Source organism: Belnapia sp. AC561 (genome assembly GCF_979252845.1).
On sequence record NZ_CEEDBP010000028.1, the window covers coordinates 48592 to 72481 of the forward strand.

Below are 23890 nucleotides of genomic sequence, written 5' to 3' on the forward strand. Positions count from 1 at the left end.
CGCCGGGAACAACGGCTGACGCCGGCGCCGCCGCATGGCAATAAGACCCATGCCTGATGTCATGGAGTCTGCGGTGCCGGTCCAGCCCGGCACCGATCCGGCGGAGGTGCTCCACCGCATCTTCGGCCACCCGGCCTTCCGCGGCCGGCAGGAGGAAATCGTCCACCATGTGATGGACGGCGGCTCCGGCCTGGTGCTGATGCCGACGGGTGGCGGCAAGTCGCTCTGCTTCCAGGTCCCGGCGCTCTGCCGGGACGGGCTTGGGGTGGTGATCTCGCCGCTCATCGCCCTCATGGAGGACCAGGTGGCGGCCATGCGGCAGCAGGGCGTCGCCGCCGCCGCGCTGCATTCGGACCTGCCGGAGGATCAGGCGCGGGAGGTCCGGCGGGATCTCGCCCGCGGCGCGATCAAGCTGCTGTACATCTCGCCGGAGCGGCTCTCCTTCGACAATACGCTGAGCCGGCTGGCCGAGCGGCCGATCGCCCTGTTCGCGATCGACGAGGCGCATTGCGTCAGCCAGTGGGGCCACCACTTCCGGCCGGAGTACCGCGGCCTCGGCATGCTGGCCGAGCGTTTCCCGGACGTGCCGCGGCTGGCGCTGACCGCGACCGCCGATCCGCGCACGGTCGAGGATATCCGCGTCCAGCTCGGCCTGCAGGACAGCCCGGTATTCCGGGGCGGCTTCGACCGGCCGAATATCTTCGTCAGCGCCGCCCCGCGCGAGCAGGAGCGGGCGCAGCTCCGGGCCTTCGTCAAATCCGCCGGCGACGGCTCGGGCGCCGGCATCGTCTATTGTGGCACCCGGGCCAAGACCGAGCAGACCGCGGAATGGCTGCGCGCCGATGGGCATGACGCGCTGTGCTTCCACGCCGGGATGGATCCCGAGGCCAAGCGGGACAGCCACCGCCGATTTGCCCGCGGCGATGCCGTCATCATGGCGGCCACCATCGCCTTCGGCATGGGCATCGACCGGCCCGATGTGCGCTGGGTCTGCCACCTCGACCTGCCGAAGTCGCCCGAGAGCTGGTACCAGGAGATCGGCCGCGCCGGGCGCGACGGGCTGCCCGCCCGCGCCCTGTTGCTCTATGGCGCCGGGGATATCGCGCTGGCCCGCCACCGCATCCAGGAAAGCCCGGCCATGCCGGAGCAGAAGCGGATCGAGCGGGCCCGGCTGGAGGCCATGGTCTCCATCGCCGAGGCCGCCACCTGCCGCCGCAAGATCCTGCTGCGCTGCTTCGGCGAGACCGGGCCCGAGAATTGCGGCGCCTGCGACGTCTGCCGCGAGCCGCCGAAGCTGTTCGACGGCACCGTCCCGGCGCAGAAGCTGCTGAGCGCGGTGCTGCGGACCCGGCTGAACAACGGCTCCCACTTCGGGCTCGGCCATGTGGTGGACGTGCTGCGCGGCAAGCTGACGCCCAAGGTGGCGCAGTTCGCCCATGACAAGCTGAAGACCTTCGGCATCGGCACCGACCTGTCCGAGACCGCCTGGAAGGGCATCGCCCGGCAGCTGGTGGCGCGCGGGGCGCTCGACGTCGCCATCGAGAACCATGGCGAGCTGGTCCCGACCGATGCCGCCCGGCCCATCCTCAAGGGCGAGGAGAAGGTGCTGCTGCGGGAGGAAATGCTGACCGCGCGCGCCGAGCCGCGTACGACCCGGGGCGGCCGCGCCGCCGAGCCCGCCATGGCCGGTGATGCGCTGTTCGATGCGCTGCGCGCCTGGCGCAAGCGGGAGGCGGCGGAGCAGGGCGTGCCCGCCTATGTCATCTTCCAGAACGACACGCTGGCCGCCATCGCCGAGCGGCGGCCCGCGGATGCCGAGGAGCTGGCGATGATCCCCGGCGTCGGCCGCAGCAAGCTGGAACGCTATGCCGATGCGGTGCTGCAGGTGGTCCAGGCGGCGGTCTAGGCGAAACCGGCGGGCTCAGCGGCGCCGGCGCAGCACCGCCATCAGCACCGCCATCACCGCCGCGCCGCCGAGGAAATGCCCGGCCTCGGTCTTCTTCTGCTGCTGGCGGAGGTGCTGGCGCGGCTGGGCCGGCTCGGCAAGGGCCGCGATGGCCGCCTCGGTGCCCTGGAAGCCGCCCCAGGCCCGGGTGAATTCCGCCCCGAGCAGGAAGACCTGGGCGGAGTAGTAGACCCAGAGCAGCACGATCATCAGCGCCCCGGCGGCGCCATAGCCGGTGGCGAAGCTGCTGCTGCCGACGTACCAGCCGATCAGCGATTTACCGATGGTGAAGAGCAGCGCGGTGACCAGGGCGCCGACGGTCACGTCCCGCCAGGCGACCGGGCGGGCCGGCAGGATCTTGTAGATCGCCCCGAACAGCACCGCGACCATCAGGAAGGACAGCAGGAAATTCGCCACGCCGAGCAGGAGCAGGGTCCCTGGCAGCACCGTATCGAACCAGGTGGCGACGGCCGAAAGGACGGCGCTAGCGACCAGCGAGACCAGCAGGAGGAAGCCGGTCGCCGCCACCAGCCCGAGGCTGGCCAGCTTCGCCCGCATCAGGCGCGTCACGGTATCGCCCTCGGCCGGCTGCACCCGCCAGATGGCATTCAGCGCCGATTGCAGCTCGCCGAAGACGCCGCTCGCGGTCAGCAGCAGGGTCACCACGCCGATCAGCGTGGCGATGGTGCCGGAGGTGCGGTTGCCGGCACCCTTGACCATGGCCTCCACCGCCTCGGCCCCGGTGACGCCGAGCAGGCCGCGCAATTCCTCGGCAAGGGCCCCCTGGACGGCGGCCTCGCCGAAGAAGAAGCCCGCGGTCGCGGTGGCGATCACCAGCAGGGGGGCGATGGAGAAGATGGTGTAATAGGCGATGGCCGCGCCGCGGCCCATCGCCTCATCCTCGATATAACCCTCGACCGTTGCGCGCAGCAGTGCCCAGACCCGGTTCAGCATCAGCCCTCATTCCCTGGCACGCCATTGCGAACCCAGGGTTGGAACAACCGGCAACGGCAGTGGTTTCAGGTGTCCCGTCGGATGATGAAGCCATTGGCCACCGCTTCCATCCCGAGTTTCGGATACCAGCTCATCGGCTTCGGCGCCGAGAGCAGCAGCAGCATGCAGCCCGGGCCGATGATGCGCTTGGTCTCGGCGATCAGCGCCCGGCCGATGCCGAGCCCCTGCGCCGCCGGATCGACGCAGAGGTCCGAGAGGTAGCAGCCATAGGTGAAGTCGGTGAAGCTGCGGGCGGCGCCGACCAGCCTGCCCGCCGTGTCCCGCGCGGTGACGATGAGGTTGGAATTGGCGACCATGGCCGCCATCCGCGCCGCATCCCCGACCGGGCGCGCCAGGCCGGAGGCACGGACCACCGCGGTATATTCGGCCGGGTCCAGCCGGCCTTCCTCCCGCGCGAAGACATGCCCGGCAGGGGGCACCGCCAGCGCCGCCCAGGCGGCATGGCCGACCAGCAATCCGGGCTTATCCATCGGCGGCTTCCTTTGCGCTGGCAGGGGAATGTCGGAGGCAGGGCCTCAGGCCCAGAGCTTCGGGTTGGACAGCACCTCCGCCATCTTCGCCGCGATGGCCGCCAGCAGCTTGGCGCCCTTCTCGGCGGTGGCGGTGCGGGCATCGCCGATGACGCCGGTGGGCGAGAGCGCCTTAAAGGAGCGCCGCTGCGCCAGGCCGGGCGGCTGGCCCTCGACGCGGGTCGACATCGGGCCGAAGGCCTCCGGCAGGCGCTCGGTGCGGACGCTCTCGGGGCGGAGGTGCATGATCATGCTGGTCTCCGCCTCGCAGGCATGCATCAGCCCGGCCTGGCGTTCCAGCAGCGGCCCGATCACCTCCGGCACCACATGCCAATAGGTGCCGCCGGCGACCTTGATGCCGAATTCCACCGCGAATTCGGTGGCGCAGACGGCGATCGCCTCGGCATTGCCGCCATGGCCGTTGAGCAGCATCACCTTCCTGAAGCCGTGGCGGGAGGCGGAGCGCACGATGCCCCGCAGCACCGCGGAGAAGCTCTCGAACTCCAGGGTGACGGTGCCGCCGAAGGCCATGTGGTGCTCGGCGAGGCCGGTCCAGACGCAGGGGGTGACGACGACGGGCTGCCCGCTGGCTGCCAGCCGCTTCGCCGTCTCATGCGCGACCGCGGTGCCGAGGATGATGTCGACGCCGGTCGCCAGGTGCGGGCCGTGCTGTTCCATGGAGGCGACGGGGACGATGACCAGGGCGTCCTCGGCGGCACGGGCGCGCAGCTCCTCGGCGGTCAGCCGCATCCATTCGAATTCGTAGTCGCTCATCGGTCGCCTCTCCTCGGGTGCCGCATTGCGGCATCGGCGGCGCCGTCTGTCGAGGGGGGTGGCTCAGGGGGCGGGCCGCAGCTCCGGCCCGGCGAGGAATGCCGCGGCCTGGGCGCGCAGCCCGGCGAGCTTCTCCGCCGGCATCTTGCGCAGGGTCTGCAGCGGCATCGCCAGGCGGTTGTTGCCGGCGAAGCGCTGGGCGTGCCGGGCCAGGAAATCCCAGTAGAGCGCGTTGAAGGGGCAGGCATCCGGCCCGACCGACAGCTTCACGTCATAGGCGCAGCCGCGGCAATAATCCGACATGCGGTTGATATAGGCGCCGCTCGCCGCATAGGGCTTGCTGGCCAGGGCGCCGCCATCGGCATGCAGCACCATGCCGTGGGTATTGGGCAGCTCCACCCATTCATAGGCATCGGCATAGACGGCGAGGTACCATTCGTTCACCGCGGCAGGGTCCAGCCCGGCGAGCAGGGCGAAATTCCCCGTTACCATCAGCCGCTGGATATGATGGGCATAGGCCATGTCCCGGGTCTGGTGGACCGTCTGGCGGATGCAGTTCATCCGGGTCTCGCCGCCCCACCAGGACCAGGGCAGCGGCCTCGTGGCCTCCAGCGCGTTCAGCGCGGCATAGCCCGGCATCTTCAGCCAATAGACGCCCCGCACGTATTCCCGCCAGCCGAGGATCTGGCGGATGAAGCCCTCCACCGCATTCAGCGGTGCCTGTCCGGCCCGCCAGGCCGCCTCCGCCGCCTCGCAGCAGGCGCGCGGCGAGAGCAGCCCGATGTTCAGGCTGGTCGAGACCAGGGCATGGAAGAGCACCGGCTCGCCGGTCGCCATGGCATCCTGGTAGTCGCCGAAGCGGGGCAGGCGATGGGCGATGAAATCGGCCAGGGCCGCCGCCGCATCCCGCGCGGTGACCGGCCAGGCGAAGCCATCCAGGCTGCCGAAATTGGCGGGGAAGCGCGCTTCGACCAGGGCCATCACCGCCTGCGTGGTGGCATCCGGGGGGAAGCGCCGCGGGGCAGGGGGCACCACCCCGGCATCCAGCTTGCGGCGATTCTCGGCATCGTAGTTCCAGGCACCGCCGGCGGGCTGGTCGCCCTCCATCAGCAACCCGGTGGCGCGGCGCATCTCGCGGTAGAAGAATTCCATCCGCAGCTGCTTGCGGCCCTGGGCCCAGCGCTGGAACCAGCCGAGGTCGCACAGGAAGCGGTTGTCGTCGCGGATATCGACTGGCAGGCCGGTCGCCTCCTCCCAGCCGCGCATCTCGGCGAGGACGCGGTACTCGCCGGGGAAGGTGGCGATGATGCCCGATGGCTGGTGCCGGGCCACGGCGCGGGCCACCTCGCCGGACAGCGTCCCGCTATTCGCCGGATCGTCCAGCCGGATGTAGTCGACGCGGACGCCGCGGGCCGCCAGCGCCGCCGCGAAATGCCGCATGGCCGAGAGCACCAGCACCAGCTTCTGCCGGTGGTGCGGGACGTAGCTGCATTCGCCCATGACCTCGGCCAGCAGCACCACGTCCTGCGCCGGGTCCAGCCCGGCCAGCGCCGGGATCTCCCGCGAGAGCTGGTCGCCTAGGACCACCCGCAGCAGGCCCATTACAGTCGCTCGTAGGTCACCAGGCTGCCGTCGTCGCCCTTGGTCTTCCAGTCGAGCCAAGTGCCGTCGGCGGCGTAATTGGCCTCGCCCTCCTCGTCGCCGGTGGCGCGCCAGCGGGTGCCGCCGCCGGGCAGGGCGGTGCGGGACCACTGCAGGCTCAGCGGCTTGCCGGTCTCGTTGTCGAAGAGCGGACCGCTGAAGCGGCGGCTGTCCCACCAGCTGAGCGGGGAGGCCTCGGCCGGCAGGCGGGCGGCGCCGCCCGGCCCCTGCACCGCGAGGCCCCCGGCATCGGCCCGCGCCGACATGGTGACGACGGTGCCGTTGCGGTCGTGGCGGGAGGTGACGCTGGCCAGCCGCCCGCCGGACCAGACCTCGGTGAAGTCATGCGTCAGGCGGAACACGGTGATGCCCATCAGCTTCACCTGGATCGCCACCAGGGTCCGTGCCGTCAGCCCACCAGCGGTCTCGGCGATGGTGACGGTATGGGTGCCGATCGCCGAGCCCTCCCGCATGATGCGGAAGCGCAGCTCGCCGCCGGCGGCGCGGGCGGGCAGGGGGCCGGCCAGCAAGGGCAGGGCCAGCAGCGGCAGGGAGCGGCGGCGCATCAGCCCTTCCCCTGCAGGGTCGAGCGACCGCCATCGACGCCGATGACCTGCCCGCTGATCCAGCCGGCAGCCTCCGACAGCAGGAAATCGGCCAGCGCCGCCGCGTCCTCGGCCTCTCCCAGCCGGGGGATGGGATGCAGCTTGGCGATCGCCTCGGCCATCTGCGGATTCTTGGTCAGCGGCTCGGCGATGCCGGTCCGCGTCAGGCTGGGGGCGATGCAATTGACCCGGACCGCCGGAGCAAGCTCGGCGGCCAGTGCCACCATCAGCCCCTCGACCGCCGCCTTTGCGGCGCCGATGACGGCATGGTTCGGGAAGCCGGCCCGGGCGGCGATGGAGGAGAAGAGCACCACGCTGGATGGAAAGGCCCGAGGCTTGGCGGTCAGCGCCGGCGCCGCCGCCTGCACCGCCAGCGCCGCCGCCGTCGCATTCAGCGCGAAGGTGGCGGCGAAATCCTCGGCGGTCACCCGGCCGAGCGGTTTCATCACGATGGAGCCGATGCAGAAGGCCAGGCCATCGAGGGCCGGCCCCGCCGCCTGCACCGCCGCCCGCAGCGCCGCGGGATCGGTCACGTCGCAGGCCGCATGCGGGGCGTCCAGCTCGGCCGCCAGCGCCGCCAGCCGGGCCGCGTCCCGGCCAATGAGAAAGGGGGTGCCGCCACGGGCCGCCACCCGCCGGGCCAGGGCCCCGCCGATGCCGCCGGTGGCGCCGAGGATCGCAACAACGCCGGACATACGAAATCCTTACCTACGCCGCGACCAGATGGGGCCGAAACGGCGAATTGGACAGAGGGGGCGAAGGATTGGGGCGTTCCGGCCGCGGGCGCAATCGCCTCGGGACAAGGCGGGCGGGGCGTGGCAGGATGCGGGCCCATGCGCCAGCTCCTGCTGTTGCGGCACGCAAAGTCCTCCTGGGACGATCCGGCGCTGCCCGACCACGCCCGACCGCTCAATGCGCGCGGCCGCCGTTCCGCCCTGGCCATGGCCGATGCCATGCGCGACCTGGGCCTTGCGCCCGACATCGTCTTCGTCTCCTCCGCCCGCCGCACCCTGCAGACGCTGGAGGCGCTGACCCCCTTCGAGGATGGCGCGCTGATCGAGCCGATGGATGCGCTCTACCTCGCGCCCTGGCCGCGGCTGCTCGAGGAATTGCGCCAGGTGCCGGCGACGGCGCGCAGCCTGCTGCTGATCGGCCATAACCCCGGCCTGCACGACCTGGCCTTGGCGCTGGCCGACCCGGCCTCCCTGGCGCGCGGGGGCCCGGATGCCCGGCGGCTGGCGGAAGGCTATCCGACCGGGGCCCTCGCGGAATTCACCATCGCCTCCCCCTGGGGCCAGCTCGAGGCCGGCGGCGGCCGGCTGGTCCGCTTCCTCGCGCCCCGCGACCTTTCCGCCGCGGAGCAACCCGCCTGACCCGTTTCGAGACTGCCGATCCCGCCATGCCGCCTCAGCCGGAGCCGGCGCCGCCGGAGGCGTCCCCACCTGGGCTGAGCCTCGAATTCGCCCTGGACCCCGCCGCCGCCCAGCGGCTGATGCGCCACCCCGCCATCACCACCGCCCGCGCCGGCCGCAGCCGCAGCCTGGCGGAGGAGCTCATCTGGCTGGATACCGCCGAGGGGCGCCTGGCCGAGGAGGGGCTGGCGCTGGCCGCCCCGGCGCGGGGGCCGCGGCAGTTGCTGCGGGCCATGCCGCAACCCGGACTTGCCTGGTGCCCCGGCAGGCAGGCCGAGGCTTTGGCGGAGGCTCCGCCCGAGGATGCCGCCCTGGTGCCGATCGCCGCCTTCAGCGGCCGCCGCAGCCTGATGCAGCTCGGCGATGTCGAAGCCGAATTGCTGGTCGGCAAGCTGCGCGCCGTCGCCGCCGAGATGCCGGTGGCGCGGCTGCGCCTCAGCGGCCCGACCGAGGCGGTGCTGGCACGCGCCGCGGCGCTGGCGCCGGACCTGCACCTGCTGCCACCCACTGCCAGCCTGGCCGAGGAGGGCCGCGCCCTGGCGCGGGGCGAGGCGCCCCGCCCACGCCGCCGCGGCCCGCCGGCCCTGGCCGATGCCGCCTCGGTCGAGGCCGCCTTGCTGGCGGCGCTGGGCCATCTGCTGGAAGCCATGCTGAGCCATGCCCCCGGCTGCCGTCCCGGCGCCGGGCTGGAAGGGGTGCATCAGACCCGCGTCGCGCTCCGCCGCCTGCGCTCCGTGCTCAAGGCTTTCCGCCCGGCGGCCGGCTGCCCGGCGCTGGCCGAATTCGATGCCGGACTCTCGGCCCTGGCCGGGGCGCTCGGCCCGGCGCGGGACTGGGATGTTTTCCTCGCCGGCATCGGGGTCGAGGCGCTGGAGTCGATCGGTCCCGATCGCCGGCTGGCGGCGCTGCTGAAGGCCGCCGAGTCGCGCCGTGCCGAGGCCTATGCCGGGCTCGGCCGGCTGCTGGAAGGCCCGGCCTTTCCCCGGCTGGTGCTCGCCGGCCTGTCCCTGCTGCTGCTGCGCCCCTGGCGGGAGGGGGCGGAGGCCGATGGCCGCGGCGCGCTGCTGGACCAGCCGCTGGCGGAATTCGGTGCCACCCTGCTCGACAAGCGCTGGAACCGCCTGCGCAAGCGGGGCGAGGCGATCGAGGCGCATGGCGCCGAGGCGCTGCACGAGGTGCGGCTGGATGCCAAGCGGCTGCGCTATGCCGCCGAACTCTTCGCCCCGCTCTGGCCGGGCAAGGCCACCCGCCGCTTCCTCCGCCGCCTTTCGGCCCTGCAGGAGGAATTGGGGCTGGCGAACGATACCACCGTGGCGCGCGGGCTGGTCGGCAGCCTGGCCGGGGTGCCCGCCTGGGCGGTCGGGGCGCTGGAAGGCTTCGCCGCCGGCCGCACCGGCCGCGCCCGGAAGCAGGCGCTGGAGGCCTGGGAAGAGCTGCTCGACGCCGATCCCTTCTGGCGCTGACCATCGAAATTGAAGCTTTGGCTTGACGGGTCGGCGAAGAACGCTAGGTTGCGACCCCTTCAGGTACTTCAGGATCAACGGGCTTCGCCATGGCCAAGTCGAACACCATCCAGATCAAGCTCGTCAGCAGCGCCGAAACCGGCTTCTTCTACGTCACCAAGAAGAACGTCCGGAACACCACCGGCAAGCTCGAGCTGAAGAAATACGACCCGGTCGCGCGCAAGCACGTCGTCTTCAAGGAATCGAAGATCAAGTAGCCTGCGGGCACTTGTCGGATCGAGATGACGGCGGGCCTTGGCCCGCCGTTTGCTTTTCAGGGCTGTCTGTCTTCAGCCGGTCCGCAGCTTCGGCGGCGGCGGCGCGTCCTGCAATTGGTCGGCAGTCCCGTCCTCGACGAAATCCTCCGGCAGGGCCTGCATCACACGGTTCCGCCCGGCTTCCTTGGCCCGGTAGAGTGCCGCATCGGCGGCCGCCACCGCGGCGTTGACGCTGGTCCCCGGCGGCGCGACCGCCAGGCCGATGCTGGCCGTCACCCGCAGCTGCGTCCCGGCGATCTCGAAGGGGGAGGCACTGAGCGAGGCGCAGAGCCGTTCCGCCACCATCGTGGCATAGTCGGTCGGGGCCCCGGCCAGCACCACCATGAATTCCTCGCCGCCGTAGCGGGCGACGACATCCGCGGCGCGCAGATGCGCCTTCAGCCGATTGGCAACTTCCCGCAGCGCCGCATCGCCGGCGGGGTGGCCGTAGCTGTCGTTGATCGACTTGAAACGGTCCACGTCCAGCAGCAGCACCGCCGCATCCGTGCCGCGCAGCACCCCATCGAGGTGGCGGCGGACATAGCGCCGGTTGCGCAGCCCGGTCAGCGGATCCGTCACCGCCATCTCGAGGCTGCGGTCCAGGTCGGCGCGGAGCCTTTCCTGGTAGCGCTTGCGGCGGATCTGGTTGCGCGCCCGCGCCCGCAGCTCGTTCGGGTCGATCGGCCGCAGGACGTGGTCGTTGGCGCCGAGGTCGAAGCCGCGCAGCACCAGGCCGCGCTGGCTGGTATCCGCAGCCAGCAGCACCGGCAGGTCCCGCGTCGCCCCCTGGGCCCGGAGGCGGGAGGCCAGCCGCAGCACGTCGCCACCCTCGCCGGCTAGGCAGAGCACCGCGAGGTCGAAATTGCCCTCGGCCAGGGTCTTTCGGGCCGCCTCGGATTCGGTCGCGGTCTGCACCACCACGCCATCGGCCGAGAAGATGGCGGCAATGGAGGCCGTCTCCGCCGTCGATTCGGAGAGCACCAGGACGCTGGCGCCCTCGATGCTGGGGGAGGGGTCGGGCGGCGGTTCGAAGCCCAGGTCCCGTGCGGTGTCGGATCGCAGCCGCCAGGCATCCTGGACCTGTTTCACCCGCAGCAGCGCGCGCAGCCGGGCGAAAAGGGTGGCGTCGTCGACCGGCTTCGAGAGGAAGTCGTCCGCGCCCGCTTCCAGGCCGCGCACCCGCTCGGCCGGATCGACCAGGGCGGTGATCATCACTACCGGCATATGCGCCGTGGCATTGCTTGCCTTCAGCCGCTCGCAGACCTCGTAGCCATCCATCCCCGGCATCATGACATCCAGCAGGATGACATCCGGGGACCAGCGGGCGGCAGTCGCCAAAGCCTCCGGCCCCGAGGCGGCGAGCGCCACCTCGTAGTATTCGTTCAGCAGCTTGGCTTCGAGCAGCCGGAGATTGGCGGCGATGTCGTCCACCACCAGGATGCGCGCCGTCATGCGGCGGCCCTGTGGGCAGTGCCGACGCCCGACCGGGGCGAGGGCAACGGGCCTCCGAGGCGCTGACGTCGAAGCGGCCTGAGCTGCAGCATCCCTGTCCTATCGCCTTCTCGTAGCTTACCCCGCCACCGCCGGGTCTTCCGGCCAGGACCGGCCTGGTTGGGCCAGCCCGGACCGGAACACCCCAGGGTAGCGCCTATACTAACACGGATCGGCGTCAAAGGGTGCAGCCGTCGCGAGGTATCCGGTACCGTCAGCCGCTGGAGAGTGCCACCTCGGTACCGTCGGCTCGCTTGAAGCGGGCCAGCAGCCGCGCATGCGGGCTCTGGCGCACGTTCAGCACCGTCTCCAGCCCGCGTTCGGCCAGGGCATCGCGCACCGCATCGGCCTCCGGGTGCTCCGCCTCCAGCGCCAGCAGCCGCACATGGCTATCCGGCAGGTGGAGGGCGGCGCTGTCGGTCTGCCACTGGATCAGCGCGGGGATCAGGTTGTTCATGTCCTGCCGCTGCGGCGGGAAGGCCATGCGCCAGGCGAGCTTGTCGCGCGACATGGACATCACCTCGCCGCCGCGTGGCCCGAGCCGGGCGATCACCGCGTCCAGCACCGGGGTCCGTGCCACCCAGCCGACCAGGCAGGGACCGGCCTCGAGCATGAGCTTCACCGCGGGGTCGTCGAGGTCGAAGAGGCGCGGATGCTGCGGCGTCGGCTGGTCCGGATCGGGGGCGATCACCTCCAGATAGGTGGTCTTGCCCAGCCCGAGCAGCATGTTGTGCGTCCCGTAGCCGGCATGGACGCCGCCCCTGCGCGGCTTGACGCCCAGGTGCTGCTCCACATAGGCGGCGCCTTCCGCAAGCGTCCGCGCGCCCAGCACGATGTGGTCGATTTCGGCCATGCCTGTCCCTTTCTGCCGCGCCGGCTGATCCTTCAGCGGGCGGCGAATTGCGTCTTTCCGAACATCACCTCGCGCTCGGCCTCGGTCATGGCGCCGCGGCGCTGGTTCTCGGCCAGCACCTCGACTCCACGCCGGACCGCCGGGCGCGCGGCGATGGCATCATGCCAACGCAGCACATGCGGATAATGCGCCAGATCAATGTTTCGGCGTTCCGCGTTGCGGATCCAGGGGAAGGTGCAGATATCGGCAATGGAATAATCCGGCCCGGCCAGGAAGGCGCTCTCGGCCAGCCGCTTGTCGAGCACCCGGTGCAGCCGCGCCACCTCGTTCGTGTAGCGCTCGATCGCATAGGGCAGCTTTTCGGTCGCGTAATTGGCGAAGTGGTTGTACTGGCCGAACATCGGCCCGACGCCGCCCATCTGGAACATCAGCCATTGCAGGCAGGTGTAACGGGTGGCGGGATCGGCCGGCCAGAGCGGGGAGGCCGCCTTCTCCGCGAGGTAGATGAGGATGGCGGCGCTTTCGAAGAGCTGGATCGGCGTCCCGCCCGGGCCTTCCGGATCGACGATGGCGGGAATCCGGTGGTTCGGCGTGATGGCCAGGAATTCCGGCTTGAATTGATCACCCTTGCCGATGGCGACCGGCACGACCTCGTAGGGCAGGCCGAGTTCCTCCAGCAGGATGTGCACCTTGTGGCCATTCGGCGTCGGCCAGGTCCAGACTTGGATGGGGGCGGGCATCGGCATCCTCGGGGCTGCGGTGCCCACGATGGGACCGGGATCGGCGGAAGGCAACCGGCCCGGCGGCCAGGGGGTGGCAGCGGCCGGAGCAGGCCCATATGGGGAACATGAAGACCTCGCCCGCGCCCGCCGCCTTCCTGCCGGCCGGCTTCGCCCAGCCCCTGAAATCGGCCATCGCCGCCGAGGTCGTCGCCCTGTTCAACGACCCGGCGCGGGGCGAGGCGCCGGTGCCGCGCCGGCCGGATGGGCTGTTCGGGCCGCGTTCGGTCGCCTGGCGGGTGCATGGCGACGTCACCGGCATGATGGTCGGCGGCATCGCCGGGCTGCTGCTGCAGATGCTGCATCCGGCGGTGCTGGCCGGGGTCTGGGACCATTCGAATTTCCGCGCCGACATGCACGGCCGGCTGCGCCGCACCGCCCGCTTCATCGCGACCACCACCTATGGCGGGCGGGAGGAGGCCGAGACGCTGCTGGCCCGCATCCGCCGCATCCATGATCAGGTCCGCGGCACCCTGCCGGATGGCACGCCCTACGAGGCCAACGACCCGGCGCTGCTTGCCTGGGTGCATGTCACCGAGACGACCAGCTTCCTCAAGGGCTATGTCCGCTATGCCGAGCCGGGCATGTCGGGGGCCGACCAGGACCGCTACTTCGCCGAGATGGCCCGCATCGGCATCGCGCTCGGCGCCGATCCGGTGCCGCGCAGCCGGGCCGAGGCACAGGCCCTGCTGGCGGCGATGCGGCCGCGGCTCCGCGTCGATGCCCGCAGCCGCGAGGTCGCCCGGATCGTCCTGACCCAGCCGGCGCCGAAGCCGCTGGCCGAGCCGCTGCAGCGCCTGACGATGCAGGCCGGGATCGACCTGCTGCCGGGCTGGGCGGCGCGGATGCACGGGCTGCCCAACCCGGGGCTGGGCCGGCCGCTGGTCCGGGCCGGTACCCTGGGCATCGCCCGGACCCTGCGCTGGGCCTTTGCTGGAAGCTGATCGGTGCTAGGCGTTGCCGTTCAGATAGGCCATCGCCGCCTGCACGCCGCCCGCCTTGTGCGGGATGCCGGCCGCGGCGAGACCCATCTCCACCCCGCCCAGCGCGCCGACCAGGGACAGCGGCCCGAAGTCGCCAAGATGGCCGATGCGGAAGACCCGGTCGTTCAGCCGGCCGAGGCCGTTGCCGAGCGACATGTTGAATTTCTCGAGGATGATGCCCCGCAGCGCATTGGCACTATGGCCCTCCGGCAGCCGCACCGCGGTCAGCGCCGAGGAATAGTGCCGCGGGTCCTCGCACTGCACATCCAGGCCCCAATGACGGACGGCGCGGCGGGTCGCCTCGGCGAAGCGGTCGTGCCGGGCGAAGACATTCTCGAGCCCTTCCTCGACCAGCATGTCGAGCGCCGCATCGAGGCCGTAGAGCAGGTTGGTCGCGGGCGTATAGGGGAAGTAGCCGGTGGCGTTGGAGGCGATCATCGGCCGCCAGTCCCAGAAGCTGCGGGTCAGCTTGGCCGTCTCGGCCGCTTTCAGCGCCTTTGCCGAGACCGCGTTGAAGGACAGGCCCGGCGGCAGCATCAGCCCCTTCTGCGAGCCGGCGACGGTGACGTCGACGCCCCATTCGTCGTGCCGGTAGTCGATCGAGCCGAGCGAGGAGATGGTATCGACCAGCAGCAGGGCCGGGTGGCCGGCGGCGTCGATGGCCTTACGAACTTCGTCGATGCGGGAGGTGCAGCCGGTGCTGGTCTCGTTGTGGACGACGCAGACGGCCTTGATGCCGTGGTCGCGGTCGGCCCGGAGCGCCGCTTCGATGGCCGGGACATCGGCGCCGCGGCGCCAGTCGGTCGGCAGCAGCTCGGCCTTCAGCGCCAGCCGCTCGGCCATCTCCTCCCACAGGTGGGCGAACCAGCCGGTCTCGCACATCAGCACCCGGTCGCCGGGCGAGAGCGTATTGACCAGCGCCGCTTCCCAGGCGCCGGTGCCGGAGGCGGGGTAGATCACCACGGGGCCCTGGGTCTTGAAGACCAGCTTCACCTTCTCCAGCAGCTGGGCGCCGAACTTGCCGAAGTCCGGGCCGCGGTGGTCCATGGTCGGGTTGTCCATGGCGCGCAGCACGCGGTCGGGCACGTTGGTCGGCCCGGGGATCTGCAGGAAATGGCGCCCGGCGCTGGGCGAGGACTGGTAATAGGCCATGGCTTGGGGCTCCCGTGTCGGCCCCCTCATAGGCGCGATCCATGCGGGCCGGCCAATGAGAAGGGCTTGTCGTATTGATGAGCATTATAGATCGGACAGGCGAAACGCCCAGGATTAGTCTCGCGCCATGAACGCCTTCACCATTCCCAAGGACCGCATCGGCGACAGCCGCCTGGCCGAGGCGCTGCGGCGCGAGACATCCGGCGAGGTGCTGTTCGGCGCCGCCGACCGCGGCCGCTACGCGACGGATGCCAGCATCTACCAGATGGAACCCGTCGGCGTGCTGGTGCCGCGCACCATCGCCGATGTGGAAGCGGCGATGAGCCTCTGCCGCGCCGAGGGCATTCCCGTCCTGCCGCGCGGCGGCGGCACCAGCCAATGCGGACAGACGGTGAACCGGGCGCTGGTGATCGACTGCACGAAGTACCTGCGCAACGTCCTGTCGGTGGAGGGCGACACCACGACGGTGCAGCCCGGCATCACCCTCGGCGCGCTGAACGCGGCCCTGGCGCGCGAGAAGAAGTTCTTTCCCGTCGATCCCTCGACCTGGCAGCGCTGCACCATCGGCGGCATGGCGGCGAACAACTCCTGCGGCAGCAAGTCCATCCGCTACGGGCTGATGGCCGACAACGTGCGGGCGATCGACGCGCTGCTCGCCGATGGAACGCGCTTCAGCTTCGGTGAGCTGCCCGACAACCTCGGCGGCGACATGCCCGCCGGCATCGCCGAGCTCATCCAGTCGCTCCGCGCCCTCGGCGTGCGGGAGGCCGCCGAGATCGCCGCCCGCTTCCCCGCCCAGCTCCGCCGCGTCGGCGGCTACAACATCGAGGCGCTGACGCCGGCCGCCCGCGCCGCCGGCCGCGGCAACCTGGCACGGCTGCTGGTAGGCTCGGAGGGCACGCTGGCCTTCTCGGCGGCGCTCGACCTCAAGCTTTGGCCGGTGAAGCCGCGCAAGGTGCTGGGCATCTGCCAGTTCCCCAGCTTCCGCAAGGCGATGGAGGCTTCCCAGCACCTGGTCACCCTCGACCCCGAGGCGGTGGAGCTGGTCGACCGCACCATGATCGACCTCGGCCGTTCCATCCAGATGTACCGGGCGACGATCGACAAGATCCTGATCGGCGAGCCGGACAGCCTGCTGATCGTCGAATTCCACGGGCACGAGGATGCGCCGTTGTTGCGCTCGCTCGATGCGCTGGAGGAGATGATGGCCGACCTCGGCCATCCCGGGCAGGTGGTGCGCGTGGTCGAGCCGGGCTTCCAGGCCGCGATCGCCGAGGTGCGCGAGGCCGGGCTCAACATCATGATGAGCATGAAGGGCGACGGGAAGCCGGTTTCCTTCATCGAGGATTGCGCCGTCGCGCTGCCCGACCTCGCCGACTACACGGAACGGCTGAACGACGTCTTCGCCCGCTACGGCAGCAAGGGCACCTGGTATGCCCATGCGAGCGTCGGCTGCCTGCATGTCCGCCCGGTGCTGAACATGAAGGCGGGCGAGGACGTGGCGAAGATGCGCGCCATCGCCGAGGAATGCTTCGCCCTGGTCCGGGAGTACAAGGGATCGCACAGCGGCGAGCATGGCGACGGCATCGTCCGCTCCGAGTTCCACGAGAGCATGTTCGGGCCCCGCATCGTCGGCGCCTTCGAGCAGGTGAAGGATGCCTTCGATCCGAAGGGGATGATGAATCCCGGCAAGATCACCCGCGCCCCGCGCATGGATGACCGCAGCCTGTTCCGCTACGGCCCCGACTACGCCGCCGACCCCGCCATCGCCCCGGCGCTCGACTGGTCCGCCTGGCGCGATGCCGAGGGCGGGGGCCCGCAGGGCGGCCTGCTCGGCGCGGTCGAGATGTGCAACAACAACGGCACCTGCCGGAAGTCCGACGCCAACGTCATGTGCCCCAGCTTCCGGGCGACGCAGGACGAGCAGCACCTGACCCGCGGCCGGGCCAATACGCTGCGGCTCGCACTCACCGGCCAGCTCGCCGGCGGCCTTGCCTCGGAGGAAGTGGCCGCCGCCATGGACCTTTGCGTCTCCTGCAAGGGCTGCAAGCGGGAATGCCCGACCGGCGTCGACATGGCCAAGCTGAAGATCGAGGTCCAGGCCGCCCGCGCCGCGGCGCATGGTCTCTCGCTGAAGGACCGGGTCATCGCCACCATGCCGCGCTGGGCGCCCTTCGCCGCCATGGCGCCCTTCATCCCCAATGCCCGCGGCTGGGTGCCGGGCCTCGCCTGGCTGTCGGAGAAACTGCTCGGCTTCGCCGCCGGGCGCAGCCTGCCGCGCTTCGTCGGCAATGCCTTCCACGATGCCGAGCTGCCGGCGCCGACCGGCGGGTCCGGGGAGGTCATCCTCTTCCCCGACCTCTTCAACCGCTACTTCGAGCCGGAGAATATCCGCGCCGCCGCCCGGGTGCTGCGGGCGGCCGGCTTCCGGCCGGTAGTCGCGCGCCCGGCCAGGGGCGCCCGCCCGCTCGACAGCGGCCGCACCTATCTCGCCGCCGGGCTGGTGGAACAGGCGCGCGAGGAGGCGCGGCGGACCCTGACGTCGCTCGGCGCCTTCGAGCTGCCGGTGGTCGGCATCGAGCCCTCCTGCCTGCTCACCCTACGGGATGAATTCCTTTCGCTGCTGCCCGGCGCGGCGGCCGAGAGCCTCTCGGCGCGGGCGGTGCTGATCGGCGAATTCCTGGTGCGGGAGAAGCCTGCGCTGGCGCTGAAGCCGGTGGCGGCGGCGGCGCATATCCATGGCCATTGCCATCAGAAGGCCTTCTCCGCCTTTCCGGCGGCGGTGGCGGTGCTGGCGGGCATTCCCGGTCTCAAGGTGACGCCCATCGCCTCCTCCTGCTGCGGCATGGCCGGCAGCTTCGGCTATGAGGCGAAGAACCTCGCCGTTTCCAAGGCGATGGCCGAGCTTGCCCTCCTACCGGCGATCCGCGCCATCCCGCCCGGCCAGCTGATCGTCGCCGACGGCACCTCCTGCCGGCACCAGATCAAGGATCTGGCGGGCCGGGAGGCACTCCACAGCGTCCGGGTGCTGGACATGGCCCTGGCCGGCTGACGCGGCCGACCTCACCTTTATGTTGCATCGCAGCATTTTCTTGCGGTGCAGCATGAAGGGCGATATGAGTCCTTTCAACACGGGAGCGATGGCAGCCACGGCCTTGCCTATGCCAGCCGGATGGCCCGGTGCGCAGCGCGCGCGCCGTCGCCCCTCGGCCAGAAGGGGGTCGTATGCGAAGACGCGTTATGCTGGGCGCCGCCCTGGCGGCACCAGCCCTGTTGCAGGCCACCCGGGCCAAGGCGGCCGTGCCGGTCGATGTCGAGCTGGTACTGGCAGTGGACGTCAGCCGCTCGGTCGATCCCGAGGAGCAGGAGATGCAATTCTCCGGCTATGAGAATGCCTTCCGCGATCGCCGCCTGATCGAGGGCATCATGGGCGGTCCGCTCGGCGCCATCGCCGTCACCATGTTCACTTGGTCCGACTGGCATATCCAGAACACCGTCGTGCCCTGGATGCTGCTGGACGGCGCGGCCGGCGCCAACCGCTTCGCCGATGCCGTCGCCAATGCGCCGCGCCGCACCTGGCTCTATACCTCGATCTCCGGCGCCATGGACTATGCCGCCAGGCAATTCGGCCAGGGCTTCGAAGGCACCCGCAAGGTCGTCGACATCTCCGGCGACGGGGTGAACAATTCCGGCCGGCCGGTGGCCGATGCCCGGGCCGAGGCATTGGCCCAGGGCATCGTCCTGAACGGCCTCGCGGTGCTCGACAAGACGCCGACGCCGCTCTCGCTCTCCTCCGCGCTGCCGCCGCTCGATACCTATTACCAGGATGAGGTCATTGGCGGCCCCGGTGCCTTCCTGGTGGTGGCCGAGGGTTTCGAAGCCTTCGAAGCCGCGGTCCGCCGCAAGATCATCCGGGAAGTCGCCGCGGTTCCGCCGAAGGGGCCTCTGATCGAGCGTTTCGCCTGAGGCGAGGACGCGATCACCCCTCGCGAAGCCGTGCCCGGAATTTGAGACGCCTGACGCTGGCCAAGACCTGACGACGCAACCATTCCGAGTTAGATAGTTACCCGAACTATCGAACCGTGCGGCGGGGTCTCGACGGCGCCCGCACCGGCGGAGGCCAGGCGTTACCGGGGAGCGGCCGATGTCGGTCATGTCGTCCATGCTGCGGGAGATGCGCCGGGACAGCCTGCACCGGCAACTCCTCGTCCTGGGCGCCATCATCGCCTGCGCCTTGTTCGGCCTTTCCGCCTTCATCATCGATCAGGCGCGGCGCAACGCCCGGGCCTGGGCCGATTCCGAGACGCTGGCCACCGCCCGGGCCCTGGCGCAGATGGTGGACGGCCGCTTCGCCGCCGGCGAAGCCTTGCTGCGTGGGCTGGCGGCCTCACCCCGGCTACGCGACCATGACCTGGCGGCCTTCGGCCCGGAGTTGCGCCGTGCCGCCTTGGCGGCCGGGTTGGGCCCGCTGGCCCTGGCGCAGCCGGATGGGCGCATGCTGCTGCATACCGCCCTGCCGGCGGAGGCCGGTGTGGCACCCGGTACCTTCGCCGATGGCGCGATCCTCCAGGCGGCGCAGACTGGCCGCACCGAGATCGGCCAGCTGTTCCGCGGCACCGTCACGCTGGATTACTTGGTCGCGGTCGCGGTTCCCGTCATGCTGCCGGAGGCGCCGGGACCCGGTGGGGAGGCCAGGGCCGCGCCCGGCACCGCCTATGTGCTCAGCGTGGCGCTCCGGGCCGATGACCTGGCGGCCGCGCTGGTGGCCCAGCAGCTGCCGCCCGGCTCCGTCGCTTCCATCATCGACCGGGCGGGCAAGGTCGTGGCCCGCAGCGAGGGCCAGCGGAATCTGGTCGGCAGCGAGCTGGTGCCGGCGGTCCGTGCCGCCTTCGAAGCCGGGGCGGCCCAGGCCGTCATCCGCACCCGGCGGGTCGATGGCGTCGATTCCACCATCGGCCTGGTCAAGGCCCCCGTCTCCGGCTTCCGCATCGCCCTGGCCGTGGCGCAGGACAGCTTCAGCACCCGGCTCGGCACCTCGATGCTGCTGGCGGTGGCCGGCGGCGCCATCGCGCTGGCGGCGCTGCTGTTGCTGCTGCTGCTCGCGGGCCGGGTCAGCCGGGGCATCCGCTGGCTCGGCACCCTGGCCGATCCGGTGCCGCAGGCCAGTGGCTACCGCCGGGGCCTCGCCGAGATCGACGAGGCCGCCGCCGCGCTGAACCGCGCCCGGGATCGGCGCGATGCGAGCCATGCCGCGCTGGCCCTGCGCGAGGCCCGCTTCCGCGGCGCCTTCGAGGCACCGGTGATCGGCATGGCGCAGATCGACCTCGAGACCGGCGCCATCCTGCTCGCCAATGACCGCTTCTGCCGCATCCTCGGCCTCGACCTCGGAGGACTGTCGCAGGCCGGCGATCTCTTCTCCCGGTTTGCCGGCTGGATCACCGAGGTGCATCGCAACCGGCTGCGCTGCGGCCATACGGTGACCCTGGCGGCGGAGTACCAGCGCCGGGATGCGATGCCGCTCTGGCTCGAGCTCGGCATGGCGCCGATCCACGACCCGGCGGTGCAGCCATCGCGCGCCGTGGTGCTGCTGGAGGATGTGTCCGGCCGCCACCATGACGAACAGCGCCAGCGCATGCTGACGCAGGAGCTGGCGCATCGGGCGATCAATGCACTGACCTTGGTCCAGGCCGCCATCCGGCTGACCCCGCGGGACAATGCCGCCGCCTATGCGGTCGCGGTCGAGGCCCGGGTTGCCGCCCTGGCCCGGGCGCATGGGCTGCTGGCGCAGGGCGGCTGGAGCGGCGCCGAACTGCGGGCGCTGGTGGCCGGGGAACTGGCGCCCTTCCTGCCCGGCGCGGGCATGAATACGGAGGCGGAGCGGACGAGGCTGGTCGGGCCGCCGCTGATGCTGCGGGCGGATGCCGTACAGCCCCTCGCCATGGCGATCCACGAACTGGCGACCAATTCGACCAAATACGGTGCGCTCTCGGTCCCCGACGGCCAGGTCGCGGTCGAGTGGACCGTCGCTGCCCGGCCTGGCTACCTGCGGCTCCGCTGGTCCGAGACGGATGGGCCGCCGGTGGCGCGGCCACCCTCCCGCCGCGGCTTCGGTTCCCGCCTCATCGAGGCGACGGTGAAGGGCCAGCTCGGCGGCACCCTGCAGCGCAGCTGGCTGGCGGCCGGCCTGACCTGCATCCTCGAGATTCCGGCCGACCGGGCGCTGCGGGAGGATCCGGCCGGCGGTGCCGGCCCGGCAGGCTGAGTTAGCGCTTCCTTCATCCGGTCCTGCGCTTCTGGGTGCCGCCGGAAAGGAAGGGCTCATGCCGCCGATCAGCCTGACACGACCGTCCAGCTTCGCCGCGGATCCGTCGGACCGCGGCCTGCGCCGCCGCCTGATCACCGATCTCCGCGGCGCCATCGGCCGGGGCGAGATGTCGGTCCATTACCAGCCGCGCATCTTCCTGGCGGATGGCCGGCTGGCCGGGGCGGAGGCGCTACTGCGCTGGCAGCACCCGCTGCATGGCGCCATCCCGCCGCATGCCTTCATTCCCCTGGCGGAGGCCTCGGATCTGATCCTGCGGCTCGGTGGCTGGGTCCTGCGCCAGGCGACGGCGGAGGCGGCGCGCTGGCCGGTGGAGGCCGGGACCATCTCGGTGAATGTCTCCGCCCGGCAGCTCGAGACCGGCCTGATCTCCACCCAGGTCGCCGCCGCCTTGGCCGACTCCGGCCTGCCGCCCGAACGGCTGGAGCTGGAGCTGACCGAATCCCTCTCGGTCGACGACAGGCCGGAGACGCGCGAATTGCTGCTGGCGCTGCGGGCGGAGGGGATCAGCCTCTCGCTCGATGACTTCGGCACCGGCTACGGCTCGCTGGCTCGGCTGCGCCGCATGCCCTTCACCGCCCTCAAGCTGGACCGCAGCTTCCTTTGCGACATCCCTGGCAACCGGGAGGATGTGACGATCCTTCGCACCGTCCAGGGCCTCGCCACCGCGCTCGGCATCCGCCTGGTGGCCGAAGGCGTGGAGCATGAGGCGCAGCACCAGTTCCTCCGGCAGATCGGCTGCATCGAGGCGCAGGGCTGGCTCTTCGGCCGCCCGGTTCCGGCGGAGGTGCTGCGCCGCCGCTGGGAGGCCGGCATCCCCCTTGCAGGATCCGGCGGCACCCCCATTCAAGCCGGCGCATGTCCCATCCTGCCGCCGACCCTCGCCGCATTGCCATCATCGGAGCTGGCCTCGCCGGCCTCGCCTGCGCCCGCGCATTGACCGCCGCGGGGCTCGCCGTCCGGCTCTTCGACAAGGGCCGGGGCGCCGGCGGGCGGCTGGCCACACGGCGGGTGGAGGGGCTGCAGTTCGATCACGGGGCGCAATACCTGACCGCCCGCGGGCCGGGCTTCGCCGCCGCCCTGGCGGATGCCGGTGCGGTGCCGTGGGGGGAGGCGGGTCGCTTGGTCGGTACTCCGGGCATGTCCGCCCTCCCGCGCGCCCTGGCGGCGGGGCTCGACCTCCGCACCGGCCGTCATGTCGGGGCGATCCTCGGCCGGCCCGGCGCCTGGGTGCTGCAGCATTGGGATGCCGCCCTGGTCCGCCCCGGCCGGCCGCTGCCGGAGGCGCCGGCGGAGCAGGACGGTCCCTTCGACGCGGTCCTGGTGACGGTGCCACCCGCCCAGGCCGGGCCGCTGGTGGCGGACCGCGCGCCCGGCCTGCCGCCCCGGCTGGCCCCGGTGCGGATCGCCCCCTGCTGGACGGTGATGGCCGCCTTCGACCAGGCCTTGCCGCTGCCGGACAGCCTGCGGCCCGCCGAAGGGCCGATCGGCTGGGCGGCGCGGGACAGCAGCAAGCCGGGGCGGGATGCCAGCCGCCATTGCTGGGTGATCCAGGCGGCGCCCGACTGGTCCCGCACCCATCTCGAAGTCGAGGCGGCCTCGATTCCGCCCCTGCTGCTCGCCGCCCTGGCGGCGCTCGCCGGGACGGCGCTGCCGCCGCCGGCCCATGTTGCCGCGCATCGCTGGCGCTATTCCCTGGTGGAGGTGCCGCTTGGCGAGGCCTGCCTCTGGGACCCCGCGGCCCGCATCGGCTTGGCCGGCGACTGGTGCCTCGGCGGCCGGGCGGAGGCGGCCTTCGACAGCGGCGCCGCCCTGGCCGGGGCCCTGCTCGCCACCTGACCGGAAGATGGCGGAAATCCAAGCTGACAGGCCTCCATTCGGGCCTATGGTGCCGCCAGCATGACCGATCCCAGCGAGGCGACCATCACCGCCGAAATCCTCCGCCAGACCGCCGAGCGCGGTCCGGACAAATCCATCTGCCCGAGCGAGGTCGCCCGCGCCCTGGCCGGCGGCGACGAGGGGCCATGGCGTCCCCTGATGACCCCGGTCCGCCAGGCGGCCATGGCGCTGCTCAAGGCCGGGGAGATCGAGATCCTCCGCAAGGGCAAGCCGGTGCCGCCGGAGCAGGTACGCGGCGTCATCCGCCTGCGCCGCCCCCTGGCAGACGCGCCGGACGGGGAGGGAGAGGGCGCATGAGCAAGATCGGCATGCTGTTCGGTCGTGGCGCGAAGGGGCTGCCGCCGGCCGAGCCGGTGGATTTTGCCCGTCTCGTGCTGCCGCCCTCGCCGAATACCTGCCTCGCCGCCCCGGCCGGGATGCATCCCGGGGCCCATTTCACGGTGCCGCCGCTGCCGGTCGATGCCGCGACGGCCTGGGGCGTGCTGCGGGGCCTGGGCGAGACCTTCCCCCGGACCACGCTGATCCAGGCCTGGCCGGAGCGCCGCCAGGCGCAATGGGTCGAGCGATCCGCCCTGGTGAACTACCCCGACATCATTGCCGCGGAACTGGTCCCGCTGCCCGAGGGTGCCGGGCTCTACCTGTATTCCCGCAGCCTCTTCGGTTGGTCCGACCTCGGCGTGAACCGCCGCCGTGTCGACCGCTGGCTGGCCGCCTTCGAGGCCGCGCTGCGCCAGCGCTGAGCTTCAACTCAC

General features: G+C 71.5%; 22 protein-coding genes. 12 read left to right on the forward strand and 10 right to left on the reverse strand.

Annotated features, from left to right (window positions below):
* Positions 1 to 49: 49 nt before the first annotated feature.
* Positions 50 to 1906, forward strand: coding sequence for a DNA helicase RecQ (gene recQ / locus AC0IW9_RS20720; protein ID WP_471650203.1), 1857 nt, complete (start codon positions 50 to 52; stop codon positions 1904 to 1906).
* A gap of 15 nt (positions 1907 to 1921) precedes the next feature.
* Here the strand turns inward: recQ and AC0IW9_RS20725 are convergent, their stop codons facing one another.
* From AC0IW9_RS20725 to AC0IW9_RS20750, 6 genes are all read right to left on the reverse strand, one after another.
* Entirely contained in the window at positions 1922 to 2899 is a 978-nt protein-coding gene (locus tag AC0IW9_RS20725; RefSeq protein ID WP_471650204.1) for a YihY/virulence factor BrkB family protein, read from the reverse strand.
* A 65-nt stretch (positions 2900 to 2964) separates the two neighbouring features.
* Positions 2965 to 3429, reverse strand: a complete 465-nt coding sequence (locus AC0IW9_RS20730) for a GNAT family N-acetyltransferase (RefSeq protein WP_471650205.1) — start codon at positions 3427 to 3429, stop codon at positions 2965 to 2967.
* Positions 3430 to 3474: 45 nt separating this feature from the next.
* Positions 3475 to 4242, reverse strand: coding sequence for a creatininase family protein (locus AC0IW9_RS20735; RefSeq protein WP_471650206.1), 768 nt, complete (start codon positions 4240 to 4242; stop codon positions 3475 to 3477).
* Positions 4243 to 4305: 63 nt separating this feature from the next.
* Entirely contained in the window at positions 4306 to 5844 is a 1539-nt protein-coding gene (locus AC0IW9_RS20740; RefSeq protein ID WP_471650207.1) for a cryptochrome/photolyase family protein, read from the reverse strand.
* Complete coding sequence (locus AC0IW9_RS20745; protein ID WP_471650208.1) at positions 5844 to 6449, reverse strand: DUF6134 family protein; 606 nt, start codon at positions 6447 to 6449, stop codon at positions 5844 to 5846. Before AC0IW9_RS20745 ends, AC0IW9_RS20740 begins: the two co-directional genes overlap by 1 nt.
* Positions 6449 to 7183 (reverse strand): SDR family NAD(P)-dependent oxidoreductase, encoded by a 735-nt coding sequence (locus tag AC0IW9_RS20750; RefSeq protein WP_471650209.1) that lies wholly within the window; start codon positions 7181 to 7183, stop codon positions 6449 to 6451. The genes AC0IW9_RS20745 and AC0IW9_RS20750 overlap by 1 nt, the downstream gene beginning before the upstream one ends.
* Positions 7184 to 7321: 138 nt before the next feature.
* Between AC0IW9_RS20750 and AC0IW9_RS20755 the strand changes: the two genes are divergently transcribed.
* From AC0IW9_RS20755 to rpmG, 3 genes are all read left to right on the forward strand, one after another.
* Positions 7322 to 7861, forward strand: a complete 540-nt coding sequence (locus tag AC0IW9_RS20755) for a SixA phosphatase family protein (protein ID WP_471650210.1) — start codon at positions 7322 to 7324, stop codon at positions 7859 to 7861.
* 26 nt (positions 7862 to 7887) lie between these two features.
* On the forward strand, positions 7888 to 9363 hold the full coding sequence (locus AC0IW9_RS20760; protein WP_471650211.1) for a CYTH and CHAD domain-containing protein: 1476 nt from the start codon (positions 7888 to 7890) through the stop codon (positions 9361 to 9363).
* An 89-nt stretch (positions 9364 to 9452) separates the two neighbouring features.
* Positions 9453 to 9620, forward strand: coding sequence for a 50S ribosomal protein L33 (gene rpmG, locus AC0IW9_RS20765; RefSeq protein WP_290318511.1), 168 nt, complete (start codon positions 9453 to 9455; stop codon positions 9618 to 9620).
* Positions 9621 to 9692: 72 nt separating this feature from the next.
* Here rpmG and AC0IW9_RS20770 read toward each other — a convergent pair whose 3' ends face one another.
* From AC0IW9_RS20770 to AC0IW9_RS20780, 3 genes are all read right to left on the reverse strand, one after another.
* Positions 9693 to 11111: a PleD family two-component system response regulator gene (locus tag AC0IW9_RS20770; RefSeq protein WP_471650212.1), complete on the reverse strand. Its 1419-nt coding sequence runs from the start codon at positions 11109 to 11111 to the stop codon at positions 9693 to 9695.
* A gap of 253 nt (positions 11112 to 11364) precedes the next feature.
* Positions 11365 to 12003 (reverse strand): VOC family protein, encoded by a 639-nt coding sequence (locus AC0IW9_RS20775; RefSeq protein ID WP_471650213.1) that lies wholly within the window; start codon positions 12001 to 12003, stop codon positions 11365 to 11367.
* A 32-nt stretch (positions 12004 to 12035) separates the two neighbouring features.
* Positions 12036 to 12743, reverse strand: a complete 708-nt coding sequence (locus AC0IW9_RS20780) for a glutathione S-transferase N-terminal domain-containing protein (RefSeq protein ID WP_471650214.1) — start codon at positions 12741 to 12743, stop codon at positions 12036 to 12038.
* Positions 12744 to 12850: 107 nt separating this feature from the next.
* On the opposite strand from AC0IW9_RS20780, the gene AC0IW9_RS20785 reads away from it, so the two are divergent.
* Entirely contained in the window at positions 12851 to 13726 is an 876-nt protein-coding gene (locus AC0IW9_RS20785) for an oxygenase MpaB family protein (RefSeq protein WP_471650215.1), read from the forward strand.
* Positions 13727 to 13732: 6 nt separating this feature from the next.
* Here AC0IW9_RS20785 and AC0IW9_RS20790 read toward each other — a convergent pair whose 3' ends face one another.
* Positions 13733 to 14917, reverse strand: coding sequence for a pyridoxal-phosphate-dependent aminotransferase family protein (locus tag AC0IW9_RS20790; protein WP_471650216.1), 1185 nt, complete (start codon positions 14915 to 14917; stop codon positions 13733 to 13735).
* Positions 14918 to 15044: 127 nt separating this feature from the next.
* Here AC0IW9_RS20790 and AC0IW9_RS20795 point away from each other — a divergent pair, with 127 nt between their 5' ends.
* The 7 genes from AC0IW9_RS20795 (at position 15045) to AC0IW9_RS20825 (ending at position 23878) form a co-directional block, all read left to right on the forward strand.
* Entirely contained in the window at positions 15045 to 17969 is a 2925-nt protein-coding gene (locus AC0IW9_RS20795) for an FAD-binding and (Fe-S)-binding domain-containing protein (RefSeq protein WP_471650217.1), read from the forward strand.
* 173 nt (positions 17970 to 18142) lie between these two features.
* Positions 18143 to 18883, forward strand: coding sequence for a DUF1194 domain-containing protein (locus AC0IW9_RS20800; protein ID WP_471650218.1), 741 nt, complete (start codon positions 18143 to 18145; stop codon positions 18881 to 18883).
* A gap of 178 nt (positions 18884 to 19061) precedes the next feature.
* Positions 19062 to 21179, forward strand: a complete 2118-nt coding sequence (locus tag AC0IW9_RS20805) for an HWE histidine kinase domain-containing protein (RefSeq protein WP_471650219.1) — start codon at positions 19062 to 19064, stop codon at positions 21177 to 21179.
* A 58-nt stretch (positions 21180 to 21237) separates the two neighbouring features.
* Positions 21238 to 22179 (forward strand): putative bifunctional diguanylate cyclase/phosphodiesterase, encoded by a 942-nt coding sequence (locus AC0IW9_RS20810; RefSeq protein WP_471650220.1) that lies wholly within the window; start codon positions 21238 to 21240, stop codon positions 22177 to 22179.
* Entirely contained in the window at positions 22098 to 23078 is a 981-nt protein-coding gene (locus AC0IW9_RS20815) for an NAD(P)/FAD-dependent oxidoreductase (RefSeq protein WP_471650221.1), read from the forward strand. Before AC0IW9_RS20810 ends, AC0IW9_RS20815 begins: the two co-directional genes overlap by 82 nt.
* A 60-nt stretch (positions 23079 to 23138) precedes the next feature.
* On the forward strand, positions 23139 to 23435 hold the full coding sequence (locus AC0IW9_RS20820; RefSeq protein WP_471650222.1) for a DUF3253 domain-containing protein: 297 nt from the start codon (positions 23139 to 23141) through the stop codon (positions 23433 to 23435).
* A complete protein-coding gene (locus AC0IW9_RS20825; RefSeq protein WP_471650223.1) occupies positions 23432 to 23878 on the forward strand; it encodes a DUF1499 domain-containing protein in 447 nt (148 codons plus the stop codon). The genes AC0IW9_RS20820 and AC0IW9_RS20825 overlap by 4 nt, the downstream gene beginning before the upstream one ends.
* The last annotated feature ends 12 nt before the right edge of the window (positions 23879 to 23890 follow it).